The sequence below is a fragment of the Mycobacterium pseudokansasii genome (genome assembly GCF_900566075.1).
Taxonomy (GTDB): Bacteria; Actinomycetota; Actinomycetes; order Mycobacteriales; family Mycobacteriaceae; genus Mycobacterium; species Mycobacterium pseudokansasii.
Genome location: NZ_UPHU01000002.1, coordinates 64,385 through 79,448, shown reverse-complemented (window position 1 = coordinate 79,448; position 15,064 = coordinate 64,385). Strand labels below are relative to the sequence as shown.

General features: G+C 63.6%; 13 protein-coding genes. 7 read left to right on the top strand and 6 right to left on the bottom strand.

Annotation, left to right across the window (positions count from 1 at the left end):
- Nucleotides 1-328: 328 nt before the first annotated feature.
- The 3 genes from EET10_RS31490 to EET10_RS29390 form a co-directional block, all read right to left on the bottom strand.
- Nucleotides 329-484, bottom strand: coding sequence for a DUF5053 domain-containing protein (locus tag EET10_RS31490; RefSeq protein WP_225723119.1), 156 nt, complete (start codon nucleotides 482-484; stop codon nucleotides 329-331).
- Between the two features lie 574 nt (nucleotides 485-1,058).
- Nucleotides 1,059-2,066: an HNH endonuclease gene (locus tag EET10_RS28890; protein ID WP_099188834.1), complete on the bottom strand. Its 1,008-nt coding sequence runs from the start codon at nucleotides 2,064-2,066 to the stop codon at nucleotides 1,059-1,061.
- A 518-nt stretch (nucleotides 2,067-2,584) separates the two neighbouring features.
- A complete protein-coding gene (locus EET10_RS29390; protein WP_136624778.1) occupies nucleotides 2,585-2,965 on the bottom strand; it encodes an XRE family transcriptional regulator in 381 nt (126 codons plus the stop codon).
- A gap of 495 nt (nucleotides 2,966-3,460) precedes the next feature.
- On the opposite strand from EET10_RS29390, the gene EET10_RS28885 reads away from it, so the two are divergent.
- Nucleotides 3,461-4,906 (top strand): type IV secretory system conjugative DNA transfer family protein, encoded by a 1,446-nt coding sequence (locus EET10_RS28885; protein ID WP_225723113.1) that lies wholly within the window; start codon nucleotides 3,461-3,463, stop codon nucleotides 4,904-4,906.
- Nucleotides 4,907-5,101: 195 nt separating this feature from the next.
- Here EET10_RS28885 and EET10_RS28880 read toward each other — a convergent pair whose 3' ends face one another.
- The 3 genes from EET10_RS28880 to EET10_RS28870 form a co-directional block, all read right to left on the bottom strand.
- Nucleotides 5,102-5,761, bottom strand: coding sequence for a DUF6036 family nucleotidyltransferase (locus tag EET10_RS28880; RefSeq protein WP_051493642.1), 660 nt, complete (start codon nucleotides 5,759-5,761; stop codon nucleotides 5,102-5,104).
- Nucleotides 5,758-6,273: an excisionase family DNA-binding protein gene (locus EET10_RS28875; protein WP_036395573.1), complete on the bottom strand. Its 516-nt coding sequence runs from the start codon at nucleotides 6,271-6,273 to the stop codon at nucleotides 5,758-5,760. The genes EET10_RS28880 and EET10_RS28875 overlap by 4 nt, the downstream gene beginning before the upstream one ends.
- Before the next feature lie 171 nt (nucleotides 6,274-6,444).
- Nucleotides 6,445-7,248 (bottom strand): hypothetical protein, encoded by an 804-nt coding sequence (locus EET10_RS28870; protein WP_051493640.1) that lies wholly within the window; start codon nucleotides 7,246-7,248, stop codon nucleotides 6,445-6,447.
- Nucleotides 7,249-7,705: 457 nt separating this feature from the next.
- Here EET10_RS28870 and EET10_RS28865 point away from each other — a divergent pair, with 457 nt between their 5' ends.
- The 6 genes from EET10_RS28865 to EET10_RS28840 are packed head-to-tail and all read left to right on the top strand — an operon-like array spanning nucleotide 7,706 to nucleotide 15,033.
- A complete protein-coding gene (locus tag EET10_RS28865; protein WP_051493638.1) occupies nucleotides 7,706-8,707 on the top strand; it encodes a hypothetical protein in 1,002 nt (333 codons plus the stop codon).
- 5 nt (nucleotides 8,708-8,712) lie between these two features.
- A complete protein-coding gene (locus EET10_RS28860) occupies nucleotides 8,713-8,904 on the top strand; it encodes a hypothetical protein (protein ID WP_136624777.1) in 192 nt (63 codons plus the stop codon).
- 29 nt (nucleotides 8,905-8,933) lie between these two features.
- A complete protein-coding gene (locus EET10_RS28855; protein ID WP_225723112.1) occupies nucleotides 8,934-9,869 on the top strand; it encodes a conjugal transfer protein in 936 nt (311 codons plus the stop codon).
- Nucleotides 9,870-9,907: 38 nt separating this feature from the next.
- Nucleotides 9,908-10,183: a hypothetical protein gene (locus tag EET10_RS28850; RefSeq protein ID WP_036395568.1), complete on the top strand. Its 276-nt coding sequence runs from the start codon at nucleotides 9,908-9,910 to the stop codon at nucleotides 10,181-10,183.
- 42 nt (nucleotides 10,184-10,225) lie between these two features.
- Nucleotides 10,226-13,039 (top strand): ATP-binding protein, encoded by a 2,814-nt coding sequence (locus tag EET10_RS28845; protein WP_099188832.1) that lies wholly within the window; start codon nucleotides 10,226-10,228, stop codon nucleotides 13,037-13,039.
- Nucleotides 13,036-15,033 carry a hypothetical protein gene (locus tag EET10_RS28840; RefSeq protein ID WP_136624776.1) on the top strand — a complete coding sequence of 666 codons (1,998 nt, stop codon included), beginning with the start codon at nucleotides 13,036-13,038 and terminating at the stop codon, nucleotides 15,031-15,033. The genes EET10_RS28845 and EET10_RS28840 overlap by 4 nt, the downstream gene beginning before the upstream one ends.
- The last annotated feature ends 31 nt before the right edge of the window (nucleotides 15,034-15,064 follow it).

Here is a 15,064-nt window from a genome sequence, read left to right as displayed (position 1 = left end):
AGACTTATCGCGGCGTCTTCGGCGGACTTATCGCGGCTGGGAAGAAGTGAGGCACCGCGGTGTCCTGCGTGCAGCCAGCTAGAACAGTTAGAGCCCGAGTCATTCCGTGAAGATTGAGATGCCACCCGACATTTATGGCGGGAACCCAGCAGCCCTATTGGAGCACTTCGGTCTACGGATCGATGGCAAGCCAACAGCACCCGACACCGTGTGGGAGGTATCGAGACCGTTCGCATCCCGCGCACATCATGTACACGCCGCGCCGGCACCAAGCGATCGGCGCCGCCCGCAAACCCTAGACGGCCGCTAGGCGATCGCCCGTAACGGCTTATTTGCCCTGTCCGGGGTACCGGTACAGCCGCTGATAAATCCAAGACTCTGAGCGGTCGAAGCTGCGGCTGATCGACATGGCGGTGATCGTCGGGTCGGCGGCCAGCAGGGCGCGCACCTGATCGCACCACTGTTTGCAGCGGGAGATCATCACCTAGCTGCCGCATCTCATCATCGGTCAGCAGCCGCCCTCGCTTCGCCGACAACGCCGCGCTCCGACGGACCCGACTCGCGGCCGGCCACTGAGACCTCGGCCGCATCTGTGCGCGCGCCCGATCCGGATTGCGTGACCGGTCCAGGTTCGCGACGTGCTCGTCGCGGTGCAGCTCCCACGCCTGCGACATCTTCTGACGGATCTCGCCGGCAATCAGAACCGCGGTCAGCTCCAAACCGTGGCGAGCGCGATACTGAGCACCGGAAAGGCCATGGGTGCGCATCGCGTGAGTCGCCAGATGCAGGAACGCGCGGCCACATTCGTGGCAGACGAGATGGCCGTTCTCGTCGGTGGTGAGCTGGCCGAAGGCGCCGTGGCCATCACGATCTCCGACCCGCATAGCTGATCACTGTAGCCAGGCGCGAACCCGGAGGTTGATCACTTAATTATCCCGGCCGTCAGAGCGGCACTAAGTGACGATCGGCGCTGAGGCGGTAGAGCGGGTTTTGCGCCGCGGCGGAACGGGTTTTAGGCCGAGGGGAGTGACTGGGGCGCAGCCTTCGCCGGTCTAGGGTCAGGCCGTCGCGAGCTTGTTCGACTTGGTCCTGTTGCAGCGCCAGCACAAAGTCTGCAGATTCCCTGGCGTGGACAAGCCCCCCTTTGAGACTGGGATGACGTGGTCGACCTCCAGCAGCAAATGAGGCTCGGCACCGACCGACACCGAGCACGAGCGGCAAGTGTAGTTGTCACGGGACTTGATGAGGCTCCGCAGCTTCGAGGTCATCAGCGCGCGCTGGCCAGCCGCAGTCTTCCTAAAACGAATCTTCTGCGACATCGCATCTATGAGCGCATCAATCGTCGGGGTGTCCAGTGTGATTGCGGTTTCCTGCCCGCTGTTTCCGCCGGCGCTGACGTATTGGAACATATACACGGGATAGGGAACCGTGATTGGTGACAGTTCGACCCCGACGTGCTGCATAAATTCGTCCGCGTAATGCTTCATTATGAAGGCCGGGGGATCGAACGACTCGGTGATGCTGGCTTCGCGCTCCCTGAGGTTGCTGATCGCGTCTTCGAGTCGTGCGACTTCTTCACCCAGCTTCTCCACGCGGGCAAGGCTGGGCTCGTCAGCATCGATGCTGAAGTACTTCATCAGATACTTCACAGGGGCAGCCTTGGCATTGCGGACGACCTGCAACGAACAGTTATGAACGTTCGATGCGTCGTAGTTCGCGACGTTGCGATCCCGCCGGTAGCTGTGCTGGCTGGTGTTCTGAAAGGTCGCCAGATGCGCGTGCGTGCCCGTGGCTGATGCCCCCAGACTGAACGATCCTCGGCTGCGGATCTCCGATACGTAGTCTGCGATCTCGTTGTGCTCAGCGACCACGGAGGCGAGCCTTTTTTGGTGCGCTAGAAACTTCTCGCTGCGGAAGTACCGCTCTTTGCAGACGTAGCGGCCAACCCGATACACGGTCCAGGCCGCAAGGACGATACCGCCCACGACCACAACGATTTTCCAGACCGCCCGAACGATCACGATCACCAGGCCCACAACAAAGAGCACTGCAAACAATTGCCCCATCCGACCCCTTCCCGAGTTAGCATTTAACTCGGATTTGTTTCGAGAAACTGGTAAACCAGCGGATTCATCCGGGTGGTCGCACCTGCGGGAGTACTGCGCCTGGACCGGAAATGCTCTGGCAGGCCGCTGCGGCCGGTCAGTGCCCGCCCCCCAGCCGCCGCCGGCGTCAAGGCGTTGATCGCCACGCGCTGCCCCATCGGGCGCGGTAGGAACCAAGTGGGAGGCAGACCCGGAGTACGCCTGGACTTGGCCCGAGTCGCTCCGACAGGTCGTGCTCGATCCAGGCGCGCGGTGGCGCGGGCGATGGCCCAGCTCAGGGCGGCGGCCGCGCACCCGAACGCGAGGAACAGCGCGGATGTGGTCATCGCGGGTCGTCGTTTCGCCGTGGTGTTTGCGGCGCTGGCGGTCCGTCAATCATGCTGGTGTGCATGGTGTTTGAGTTCTTTCTGAATACGTACCGAGCAAGTCGTTGCACGGCTCACCACCTACGCCGAACCCGAGCCGGATATCAACTGCTCTCACATGCTCCGATTGACAATTTCTGCGAGACTGTTAAGTACTTGTGGTGTAATTGTTTTGACATTTCGATGGCACTGAACGACGCCGCCGCTATCGCGCATTGCTCGAAGCACATTGAGCTGCGCGTCGACCACTTCGTCGGTTGGATCGGTCAGATAAACCGTTGGTACACCAAAATATTTCGCTATCGCTTCGAGCTGCTCGCCTGTAGCGTCGATCCTCATCCCGGCACGCCATTGCTCTAAATCGTTGTGGTTGAACGACACACCCGTCCGACGCGTCATGGCTTCGGTGGCGGCCGCGTTGGAAAGCGGCGGCTCTCCCGCCCTATGCATCACCGCAAATAACTTGTTTAGCCGATCCGCCAGGGTTGAGTTCATGGCATCTATTGTGCCCTCAGAGGCACCGTTGGTTTGCGGTTCATCGCAGATGCCGCCGCGTCTCGTGCTGTCGGTTCGGCACGCATGGCAGCCTCCCAATAAATCAGTATGTGCATGCACAGCAGTGCGTTTACTGATTGCAGTATATGATTTATAGTGCAACAATAAGGCGGGTCCTGCGTCATTGCCCGGCTCGACCACTCAGGCAGCCCCGCACTCTGCCTCATCGTGACCACTACTGGGAGGACCAGCTGTGACGCTTCCTGAGTCCTCAACGGGGCAGCGACGCCGCGGCGAGGGGATCGACCACCAGACGCTCACTAACTGGCGCTCTGCGGCACGTCTCCCTGATGCCGGTCTGCGACCCCGGGAGGACCGAGGGCGGCGGCGTCACAGTGGCCCTCTACGAGCGACCGACGCTGGCCGTCACCTCAGTCCCCGCCGAGTCCCAACAACGAATACCCATCGGGTATCCGCCAAAAGGATGGTGCCCTAGTGACCTATGCACCGCCAGAGACACCGTATTGCGGGTTCATGCGTCGGTTCGTCAAAGGCCGTGAGCAGCTGTTCGTTCCGCGCACCGCCGCGCATTGTTTGATCAGTGCACCTACCGAGTCGGGCAAGTCGCGCCGGCTGCTGGCGCCGGCGAGCGCGTTGTGGGGCGGTCCGTTGGTGCAGGTGTCGTCGAAGGACGACGTCATGCAGCTGACGATGGAGCGCCGGTTCGGGCCCAAGGCGGTGATCGATTTTCGGCCGATCATTGACCCTTTCTATCCAATCGGGGTCCAGGTGATGGTGTACGACCCGACGACCACCATCGAAACCCCTTACGAGGCGCTGACCGTCGCCGAAACCATCATGCAGATGGCCACCGTCGGAATGGGCTCAGGTGCCGATCAGGTGTCCGATGGCGGCGTGTGGGAGTCTCAGGCTGCGGGCCCGCTGGCGGCATTCTTGTATGCGGCATCGCCCAACGGCAACGGGATGGGGATGGAGTGGGTTCTCAAAGCTGTCGACAATCTTGAGGTCACCGACGCCGCCTTGCGGCAACCGAGCTGGGTTCAAGCTGCCGCCCTGTGTAGCAGGTATGAGGTGCTGGCGATCGGCATGACCAGAATTCTGGGAATGGAACCGCGGCAACGTGATTCGGTGGCCATCACGATGCGCAAAGCCATCACCCCGTGGTTGCGAACCTCGTTGATGATGGCGGGCGGGGCAGATGTCGCCACGGTGTTCGACGCTTCGTTTCTCGATGATCCCAGCGCCACCCTATTCGTGTTGGCACCGGCAGACGGCACTGTGGCGGGTGCCGCCGTGACGTTGATCGACTCGCTGATTCGGCGTTGGCGTGAGAAGACGTCGCGGTGCGAACAGATGCATCGCCTTCTGTTGGCGATCGACGAATTGCCCAACACGGCGCCCCTTCCCGATTTGCGTCGCATCGTGGGGGAGGGCCGTGGTCTAGGTATCAACTTGCTCGCCGTAGTGCAGGCCTCGGCCCAAAATGACACCGTCTACGGGCAGGTCTACGCCCAGGAACTCCGCGAGATCTTTCCAGCCAACATCATCATGTATGGAGCGCACGAAGAGGCCTTGCTTGCGCGCACTGAGGACTGGTCGGGGCTGACCTTTCGCCGCACCGAAAGCTATGGGCAGGCCGACGGACACAAATCTCTGAGCACCGATTTCGGGCCGGTCCTGCGGTGGCAGGAGTTGCTGCCACCTGACCCCGAACACGCACGCCTTCTTCTGCGCGGGGGACTCGGGCATTGCGTCGAAATTCCGGATTGGACACGGTTTAAGGCGTACTACGATCAGGCCAGCCGTGCGTTGGTCGCCGCACGCGCGGGTTGCCCCGCCTCTGACGGCGGCTTCGCCCGCTCCACCGGAATTGGCGGTTCTGAGCGCAAACGCTGGCACCAGCGGCTTCTCGGCACGTGACCTTTCACCACAGGCTGTTGCAAGCGAGTGGTCTTTACGGAGTGCCTTCGTCTGCGGTCTTCGCGAAGGTGCCGGCCGAGTTGCGTGGGTACTGTTGGGGCGTTCCGCTTCCAAGGGAGTGGAACGCCGGACGGACTGACGCCAGACCGAGGCGAAAACGAGGTATTAGTTTAGAAGAGGAGGCGGAGTCTAAATCTAAAGCTCAAGGCCGTAGTCGTGGTCCTGGCTACGGCTGCGATCACGTTCGGCGATTTTCTTGATCAGGTCGTCAAGGTGATCTTTGACCTGCGGGGCAGCGCTGGTGGACGGGATTGCGTCGTGGAGCTCCTGCCTCCGGTAGAACCCCAGCGACTGTGTGACCCGTGCACTGCTACGGGGTAGCTGTGCCGCACGGGCAAGAAGCGTGTCGAGGCCAACCAATTCCGCATCCAACAAACTCGCCGCGAACACGATGTCCTTCTCACGCCCTGCTGCGAGCTTGCTGACAACGAGATCGTGCGGCTCTACGAACCGCGGCTCTGCTGGATAGCTGGATTGCAGGTTCCAACTCACCAACCGTTCGCGCCAGCCGGCGGGCAGTTCAGCGGTGTCGACATGGATCCCTTCGGCGTACACATGGTTGGTCTCGTGGAATGTGGACATCTCGCCGATCGCGCCTTCAACCGCGTCCGCTTTACGTCGGTCGGGATCGCTGAGGAACGCAATGTCGGCCTCCATCGACATCAACACCGCAGCGGGAAGCTCATCGTCGTCATAGGCGCCGAGGATCGCCTGAGAACCGAGAACCAACACCTGATTGTCCCGGGCAATCTGGCATGACGCCCGCAGGATGTGGGCAAGTTGCTGGCGCTTCACCGCGCCACTTCCGCCTGACGGCGTTGCCGCTGCGCCTCCTTAATCGCGCGAACCTCATCCTGAGGCAAAATCCCAGCGAATGGAGAGCTGGACCGCAGCGTCGCGGCATGCTCGGAGGGATCTAACAGCGCAGCGATGGTGCATCCCACGCCCCCATCCAGGATCGCCTCCCATTCACGGGCATACGGCTCGCTGTGAACGTCGATAGCTCCAGACGCCCGTCCCTGCGCCAGATTCGCACGAGCTTTCCCGACCACCGCGTCCGGGTCTTTGAGCAGGCGCGGGATCAATGCGGCATGCAGCCACAGGGACTGCTCCGCGGCACCGGCAGATACCACACGCCCATTAGCGGATGCGAGCTTGGCCGTGACGGCGCCTTCGGGAATTCTGCGGTGGCTGCCCACCATGACACAGGGCAGCGCCCCGTGATCGCACAGGTCGACGATGTGTTGCCGAGACACGCCAAGTCGCCTGGCGACCTCGCCTGTACGAAGGAGAATCTCGGTACTCATACGATCAAAGTAAGCAGTATCCACCAAAAACACAACACGATTCCCAAGGGCGCCGGAAGCATCCCATATCGTTGGGAACATGCTTGCTCTCGCGCATGAAGGCTTCGTCTACCTCAGCCAAATCGCCTTACTGCTAAGAAGACTCGGCCGCAGCCAGGTTTTCGACACGCTTTAGTAGTCACTGACGGGTACGGGGGCTTGGGCGATGTCGAACACCGCGTCTCGGATGCCTACTGCCACAGCACCACTCATCCATGCAACACCGATCAGGCACAGGGTCAGGGCGATGCGCACGAGGTGCAGGGGCTGTTGGGACTGTGAAATCTGGTTGGTGGGGGTCATGTCGACCACCTCTGCGGGTTCGAATGTCTCGAACACCGATGGTGCGGTGAGGTCGTCGGGTCCCAGGGGCAGGGTAAGTTCTACCGGCAGCGGGGGCGGGGTCAGGGGCCACCAACTCGCCGAGCCCTCAACGGCCAACCAGCCGTTGAGGATTCCGTAGATGCCTGCGGCCGCGAAGGTGGCCGGGATTTGGGCCAGCACGTAGGGCGCGATTACCGTCCCGGCCAGGGTGCCATCAGGGCTGTAGAGCAGTGCGGTGATGGTTCCGATGCCCACCGCGGTGCACAACAGTGCCGGAATCGGGTATGCCCGCAGGCGCTCAGGAATGAACCGCACCGTGTACTCGTAGAGCAGCCGGCCGGCGAGCCAGCCAAGGGGAGCTAGCAGCGCGCAGACCCCGATCACGATGCGCTCGATGATGATCTCCACCGTCGAGCCTCGCCGGGCCCACAGCGGGTGCATCACGTTGTCGTCGTAGGGGCTTGGCCGTGCGCCCGCCGCCATGCGGATGCGCTTGCGGATTTGGCGGTTGAGCAGCTCGGCGCGGCGTTTCTGGACGTTCCAGATGCTGGCGTGTTCGGAGATCCATTCGCGGCGAAGCTCGTCGTACCGATCAGGCATTACGTGACCCATTGTGTGTTCCTTTGTTGTTGTTTGTGCTTTTATCTGCCAGACTCGACAGCAATGGGACGAGCGTAGCCGCTGCTGCGCAGAATGTCGCCAGTCGGTTGAAGGGAGAGGCTCACACCATGGCTCTACTCGCGTTGGGCGGCATATTTATGCTGTTCATGGCACTTTTGGCAGCGGTACTATGCCTGGGCAGTGCTAGCTCCTCGCGGCGGTCGGCGCCGCCTGTAACGATCCCATTCGGCGTCACCGCCGACACTGAAAATAAGCAGTTCGCGAACACCCCTGTATCGGCTATGGGTGTTCACCAGGTGATGTCTGCGGCTGGGTGCTGGCCGGGTGTGTGGGTGGGTTTTTCGCCGGTGGTCCACGCCCGTCCCGTGGTGTCGCCCGTCCCGGAACGGATGCAACGCCGCCACCCGAGCGCAATCGTGGCGCGGGCGACCTCGCACGGGGCGCTGCGATGAGTGCCGACGAGCTGATTTCTGACGATGAGTGGGTCCGCCGGTTGCACGGATCCGGCGCCGACGCCTTCCCATACGACTCCGAGGGCGACCCCGGCGATATCGGGGAACTGGATGTGGCCGTGCTGATGGCCGACGATGACGATCCCTCGACCGGTCCGGTGAATCTCGATTCCGAGCTCGACGGTGACCAGAGACCTGCCCGGTTCGACCACAGGCTTCTGTGGGGCTTTGGTGGCGTGGTGGCCGCAGCTGTGGTCGCCGCGCTGGTGGGTTCCGTGGCGTTCTATTCCCACGACACACCGGAGCCGACCAGAGCGGGCGGATCGTTGAGTGAGCCGCAGGCGGTAGCGGTCGCGAATGCATCGTCATCGCCTGCCCCTGCCGCCGGTCCGGGCGTGGACCGCCCGTTGCCCTATACCGCCGATGCCCAGAACAGCTGCGCTGAAGGGTCGACGCCGGCGCAGACGATGTCGGGGATGGATCCCCATAACGCGTTCGTGTGTGTGCGGGCAGGCGGTGACGGGCAGGTCATCACTATCGACCTGGGGCGAACCTACGTGCTGACGGCCTTTTCGTTGACCCCCGGCTGGGTAGGGCAAGATGCCAGTGGGGTCTCGCAGTGGTCGCAGCACCGTGTGGTGAGCATCGTTCAGTGGAGCTTTCCCGATGATCCGAGCATCCCACCGGTGATGCAGAACACCCAGAACGTTCACGGTGAAGCGGTGCAACCGATCAAACGTGTTCTCGCATCACGTATTCAGATGCTGATCCGGTATACCTCACGTCCCCCGGCCGATCCGGTCGCACCACCGACATCGGGCCCTGGCAATGGGTTGACCAGCGTGTTCGGCGACTCCGCTCCCAGCGTCGCCCCGCACCCGTCGGCGGCGTACCCGACGGGTGCGGGGACGGCTGCCAGCAGCAGTGATGGCTCCGATCCGGTCGACGCCACCTTCGCCATCAGCGCGTTGAAGATCATCGGACACGAGGCGGTGTGACGCAGATGAGTGACAGCTCCTACGGAAACCTCAACAACCCGGTCATTTGGGAGGCAGCGCACGCCGTCGCCGCGACGACGCCTCCGACGATGCGCTCGTCATTCGTCCGCGCGATGAACATGGAGCACCGTCAGCGCGACTCCGTCGCCGTGGTGATGCGTGATGCCGTGCTCGGCGCGAGCGTGGCGGTCCAGTGATGAAACTGAATCGGACATGGACCGGGCGGGTGTCCGCAACATCGTCGGCCCTGCGGCGCTACGGGACCACCGCACTGATCGTACTGGCGGCTCTGAGCGGTCTGCATACCGTGTGGGACTTCATGTTCGACAAGCCCACTGACGTTGTTACTCCGGCCCGCACCGTGGTGAACAAGTCCGCGGTGGTGTCCTCGTTCGCCGAAGATTTCGTGACGACCTGGCTCACCGCGACCGCGTCCAGCGCAACCTCACTGAATCAATTCGTTTCGGTGACCACCGCCGACTTGAACCTCCCCACGACTCCGGCCGTTGTCCTGGGATCACCGTCAGTGGTTGCTGTGACTTACGAAGGCAATGCCGGTAAAGACGCTGAGGCAGAAGTTTTTTCGGTCGTGGTGGGGGTCAACGAACGCCCGTACGAATCAGCCTCGCCCACCCGATACCTGTACCGAGTTCCGGTCCTGTGGTCGCGTTTCGGGCCACGGGCGATCGGCCTGCCGTTTCAGGTCAGCGGGCCCGGACCAGGCGCCAATCTCGCTGTGGCATATCCGCGCACCCTCGCGAGCGCCGACAACGCCTACCAGGTGGTGTCGGGGTTCATTACCGCCTACCTGACCGGCACGGGAGATGTCGCCCGCTATGTGACAACCGATTCCATGCTGGTCGGCATCGGCGCACCCTATTTGGCGCGCAAAGACGACAAGGGCAACCCCTTGCCACTGGTCACCTCGGTCACCGCGACCGGTCCAGTGCCCGCCCAACCCGCCGACGGCCAAACCGCGCAGGTCTTGGCTCAGGTGACCGCCTTGACCTCGCAGTACGCCAACGTGGCAATGACCTACCCGTTGACGTTGCGAGGCGTCGGCGGGCATTGGTCGGTGGCCGGGATTGACCGGGCGCCTGTGCTCTCCAGTGACGACAACATCACTCCGGTGGCACCTATGGGCGCCCCGCCGGCGAATTAGCCAGTCCATCAACACCTCTGAGAAAAGGAAGCACCACCATGATCACCACCATCGTCGCCGCCGGCGACTTGCTCACTGCGATCCCGAGCCTGTGGAACGATATGCGCTACCCGCTGGCGATCTGCTTGATCATCTCCGGCATCTTCGGCGGAATCGTCAGCATCCACAAAGGGTTTGGCGCCGCAGCGGGCAAGCTCATCGGCGGAATCGCGCTGGCCGCCATCGCGCTGGGCGCCGTCGGGCTGACCGCGTCAGTCGAGAACACCGTCAACCGGCACGGCGGCAACGTGCTCACCGGTCAATACGGCCAGTAGCCGCATCCACCGCCACCACACCTGCAAATGGGGAGGACCACGATGGCAGAAGACCAGCAGGAGACGGCGAAGTCGTTCGCCGATGTGTTGAACTTCCCGAAACGGCTGGGCTTCCTCGACGAGCACACCAGGATCCCACTCGGCCCATGGGGTCCGTGGGACGGTGCTGCGGCGATCCTGGGGCTGGGTCTTACCGGCTGGGGAATGTACGTCTGGTTCTATGACGGGTACGCCCGCTGGATCGCCATGTTCGGGCTGATGTTCACCGCGATGGCGACCTACGCGGCCCGCCAGATTCCCATCTCCCGCCCCTCACCACGGTATCGGATGTTGTGGGTGCTGAACTGCTTCATCGGTACCCAGTCCCGCGCCGCGGTGTCGGGCAAGCGTGACCGGTGGAAGTCACCCCCCAAAGCGGTCATCGACAATCTGGTGTTCACCAAGGGTGGCGTTTATGCCGATTTCATCCTCGCTGAACAACCCAGCGGTATGCAGCGCTTCGCCGCTCGGCGCGCTATCGCCGCCGACCACCGGCCACTAGTGCGCCAGCTGCCGTCGGGGATCGTGTTTTGGGGAGTATCGCCGCGCGTGGACACCAAGCGGTTGCAGCAGCGCATGATCGCCGGCCGCGAACACCAGCCGCGCTGGATCCGAGAGGTGCGTGAGTGGGAACCGTTTCTCGCCGAGAACCTCTTCTATGAGCAGGTCTTCGGTGTTCGTGTTCCCGTGGATGCGGGGATGGCGGGTCGCTCAGCGGCGGGGTCGGTGGCCAAACTGACCAGCGCGGTCATCGGCCGCGACCAAGACGCCCCTGACAGCCTCGATGCGTTGCGTGAGGTCGTCGCTCAAATTTTGGGGAAGATCCCGGCGACCTTCGCGCCGAGGCCGGCTACCCCGCAGCAGATCATGTGGCTTTACGAACGGCACTGCACGCGCGGTGCGCTCAACCGGCCCTTTCCCCACGAACCGGGGGGGCCACGTCGCCTGGCGGGCAAGGATTTTGCATGGATGATGCCGGTCGAGTTCGATGAAGGCGACCAGCAGCGACGCAAACAGCACCGCTCCTGGTGGCGGCGGGTGTTCCCGTCCTTGCGCCCGTTGGTGGTGCTGCGCGGGCCGTCCTGTGACAGTTACCAGAGCATGCTCGCCGTCGCCGAGCTGCCGCGTGGAGGCCTGCGTTTCCCGGGTGCAGAGATTCTGCAGTCGGCCTACGACGTCGACATCACCGCCGATGTCGACTGGTACCAGCACGTCAGCATCACTACCCGAGAACAGGAATTGAGCACCGTCGACCGCGCCCAACGCAACCTCGATGACCAGTCTTTCCAGATGTCGGGCACCCGTGACGCGGACCTGGCCCGGCGCTACGCCGCTGGCGAGGAATACGAGAATGCGCTCAACGCCAGCCAACTGGAACGCGGTGTGCACGCCACGACGGTGTTAGCGGTTGGCGCCGCGACCGAAACGCACCTGACCGACGCCGTACAGCAGCTCAGGACCCATTTCGCCGAGGAGCTGGGCACCGCGCTGTCGGCTCGTCAAGGTGCTCAGGCTTCGCTGTGGCAGCTCGGCCAGCCGGGGAGCGAAGGCAACACGCCACGAAGCCAATTCAAGCAGCCCACCACCACCGAGCACTGGGCCCGGTATGCGCCGCTGGTGGGCTCCCAGCTGGGCCACGACACCGGCATCCTGTTCGCAGCCAATCTGGCCACCAGACGGCCCCGCCCTGTGCTGCTGGATTTCGAGGGTTTCAAGGAGCGCCGGGGCGCGCCGGGCATGCTGTGGATCGGTCCTCCTGGGGGCGGAAAGTCGCTGTCCTGCAAGCGTGTTACTGATGCGCTCATCAAACGCGGGCACCAAGTGTCCATTATCGACCCGGGCACGCTGGGTGAGTGGATTCCCGCGCTGGCGCACCACGGCGACCGCGTCCTGACCATCAACCCCTACACCAGTCGGTGGTCGTTGGACGGTCTGCGGATCTTTCCGCGCGAACACGCCGTCGAGCACACCCTCGATCACCTGTTGCCGATGATGGGCATGGATGCCGTGTCGGCGCCGGCCCGCCAGTTGGGCCGGCTCCTTCGTCCTGATGACCGAGTGGCCGAATCCCTTGGCGGGCTGGTGCGCTACTTCAGAAATCTCGACCGGGCGGCCTACACCGAGTACGAGGAGCTGGCCGACAGTCTGATCTATTTCTCCGAAAAGGAGTATCTGCGGGCGATGTTCGACGAGTCGCTGCCGGTACCGCCGATCGCCGACAAGGACGCGGTGATCTGGCAGATGACCGGGCAAGAGTTGCCGACGACGTCTGAGACCGACGAAGTCCACCTCTACAAGCGTCAATCACCGCGCGCCCGTGCTGGTTTGGCGATCTACGGAATGATCGCCTCCTTGACGCGACTGTCCTACACCGGGCCGAGCCGCCGCCCAGGCGCGTTCGGATTCTTGGTGACCGAGGAAGCCCGCGAGTACTTCGCATCCCCGGTGGGTCGCAAGGACGCCGAGCGGATGGGCAATCAGGGCCGCAAGGAACGTTACGGCCTGCTAGGCATCTCGCAATATCTGGAGCATTTTGACGGCATCGGCATCCAGAACCTGCCGATGCGGGTGGTCACGCCGTTCAAGCCGACCGACCTCGAGTATGCGAAGGCGACATTCAAGCGGTTGGGGATCGACCCGGACGAATACCCCAATGTGCTGCAAACGCAGGTGCAGCCCGGCCGCGGGCTGGCCTACCTCTTCGACGATCTGGGGCGGGTCGGACTGGTGGACATGCTGCCCCCGGTCCAACCAGACCTGTTGGCTGCCTTCGATACGCGCGACATGGAAGTCCAAGGGCAGGAGTGGGCAGCATGACTGAACTGCTGGCCGCGTGGTTGTACACGCGGCCCCGGATCCGCCGCCTCTGGTTCATCGTCCAAGCCATCTGGGGTGCCTCGCTCTTGGCTGTTGTGACCGCGCCTACGGCGACCGCCGACACCCTGGGCTCGGCATGGTCGTTCACCGGCTTACACGACAGCTATGGCGTTCCGATCGGCCAGCACTTCGTGTCCTTGCCCCCGCTGATGGAGATGATCGGCTCCAACGGCCCGGAATTTGGCGTCGACCCGACCACCTGGGCGCCGGCCATCATGTCTTCACTGAACACCTCGCTGACCTACGCCCAACTCAACATGTTCCTGGCCGGGGAAACCGCGTTTCTAATTGGTGTGTGCTCGGTGGGCATCTGGCTCATCAAGTTCGCCCTGGGGGTGCTGTGGCTCTCCTGGCTGGGTGCGATCGCCTCCCCGATCGTGGACACCATGAAGGCGATGATCGAGCGGATGCACCTGTTCGAAGGTGGCATCTTGTTCTCCGTCGTGGTCGGCGGAATCCTCTGTCTTACCACGGGTTTCAGCACGGGCATCGGGATCATCTTGGGCGGGTTTGTGGCGTTGCTGGTGTTCTGGCTGCTGCTACGCGACCCCACGGGCGAGTTGATCAGCGACAACGGACTGTTGGGTATCGGCCGCTCACTGGGCTTCTCCCTGGCCCAGGGGGTCGTCCACAATGGGCCCGTCGCCGCAGGCGGCACCAGCGCGCAATTGGACACTCTGACCTCTTGGATGGTCGACGTGCTCGTCCGCGACATGGTGCAGCTGGTGAACTTCGGCCAACTGATCGACGACGTTCCCGGGTGCGCGAGCATATACAACAGCGCACTACTCAGTGGCACCGGCGCAGCTCAAGCCGTGAAGTCATGCGCTCCAAGCGCCTACGCCCACGCCCTACACCTCGACGCGACCACCGCCGGGTTGTTCTTCATCATTAATTGCCTTGTCCTACTGATTCTGTGGTCACTCGATTACATGGGAATCGAGGCGTTCCGGGTGGGCTTCAAGGCCTTCTGGAACTTGTTCATCGTCGTTCCCGCCGTGGCCATTGCAGCATTCCCAGGCCCGCCCCGACAGTTCGCGAAGAAAGCCGCCGGGCGGATCCTGTTGCACGGCGCGGAGATGATGGCCGCAACCGCCGGACTGGGCATCCTTGTCCTCGTCATGGCCAGCGTCACCCGCGGAACGCTGCCCGGAACGATCGCAATGACCGCTCCGCTGGCCAAAGTGCTGGTGATGGTGCTCTTGGCCGTCGTAGGCGCGCTGGCTTTCCGCTTCGCACTACTGCGGGCCTTCGGCGACCACGGCATTCCCGGCCCTGTGCGGTTGGCGCGGGGCGGATATCGCGCCGTTACCGGAACCGCCCGCACCGTCAACGAGGTTGAGTACAGCGGCCGGGTCCTCAACACCTGGCGCGGGCGTCTGAAAGACCGCAAACAGTCGGCGTCGGGGCAGGGCCAGGGCGAGCACGGCGGACCGGGCGCGCAACCACCCGGCCGCCAAGCACACCCCACCCCAACCGAGCGGCCCAGACGCAACGGCCCGGACCCGCACTTCGGTACCGCGCCGACCCCATCACGTCCCGGCGGCGGTCCAGGAAGCGGCGGCGGCGTCCCGGCACGCACACCTGCGGCCCCCGCTGCACGCGCGTCGAACACCGCCGGTGGCCAGGCGGCCGGTCGCACCGCCGCCCGCGGTGCCGCCGAGGTCGTGGCCCCGGAGGTCGCGATCCCCGTCGCTGCGGGCGCATCGCTAGCCCACCGCGGCGCCGTGGCGCGCGGCCACCACCACGACACGCACGGCGGGAGCGCGCCGGGCCGATCACAGGGTGGGGCGCCCCCGCCGAACAGCGCAGCCGGCTTCTACCGCGACCGCAACGAGCGCAACGGCGCACCGACGACGCGGACAGCGACGTCGGATCATCCGGATCCCGGTGATCAACCACCGCCACCAGGGCGCTCGACACCCAGCCCGTAAATGCGCAGCAACCTAGCCGTCTTTTGCCCCA

Excerpts from the sequence above, each read along its gene's own strand:
- EET10_RS28890 (WP_099188834.1), bottom strand. The coding sequence starts at position 2,066 with ATGGGGCAATTGTTTGCAGTGCTCTTTGTTGTGGGCCTGGTGATCGTG.
- EET10_RS29390 (WP_136624778.1), bottom strand. The coding sequence starts at position 2,965 with ATGAACTCAACCCTGGCGGATCGGCTAAACAAGTTATTTGCGGTGATG.
- EET10_RS28875 (WP_036395573.1), bottom strand. The coding sequence starts at position 6,273 with ATGAGTACCGAGATTCTCCTTCGTACAGGCGAGGTCGCCAGGCGACTT.
- EET10_RS28870 (WP_051493640.1), bottom strand. The coding sequence starts at position 7,248 with ATGGGTCACGTAATGCCTGATCGGTACGACGAGCTTCGCCGCGAATGG.
- EET10_RS28865 (WP_051493638.1), top strand. The coding sequence starts at position 7,706 with ATGAGTGCCGACGAGCTGATTTCTGACGATGAGTGGGTCCGCCGGTTG.
- EET10_RS28860 (WP_136624777.1), top strand. The coding sequence starts at position 8,713 with ATGAGTGACAGCTCCTACGGAAACCTCAACAACCCGGTCATTTGGGAG.
- EET10_RS28850 (WP_036395568.1), top strand. The coding sequence starts at position 9,908 with ATGATCACCACCATCGTCGCCGCCGGCGACTTGCTCACTGCGATCCCG.
- EET10_RS28845 (WP_099188832.1), top strand. The coding sequence starts at position 10,226 with ATGGCAGAAGACCAGCAGGAGACGGCGAAGTCGTTCGCCGATGTGTTG.
- EET10_RS28840 (WP_136624776.1), top strand. The coding sequence starts at position 13,036 with ATGACTGAACTGCTGGCCGCGTGGTTGTACACGCGGCCCCGGATCCGC.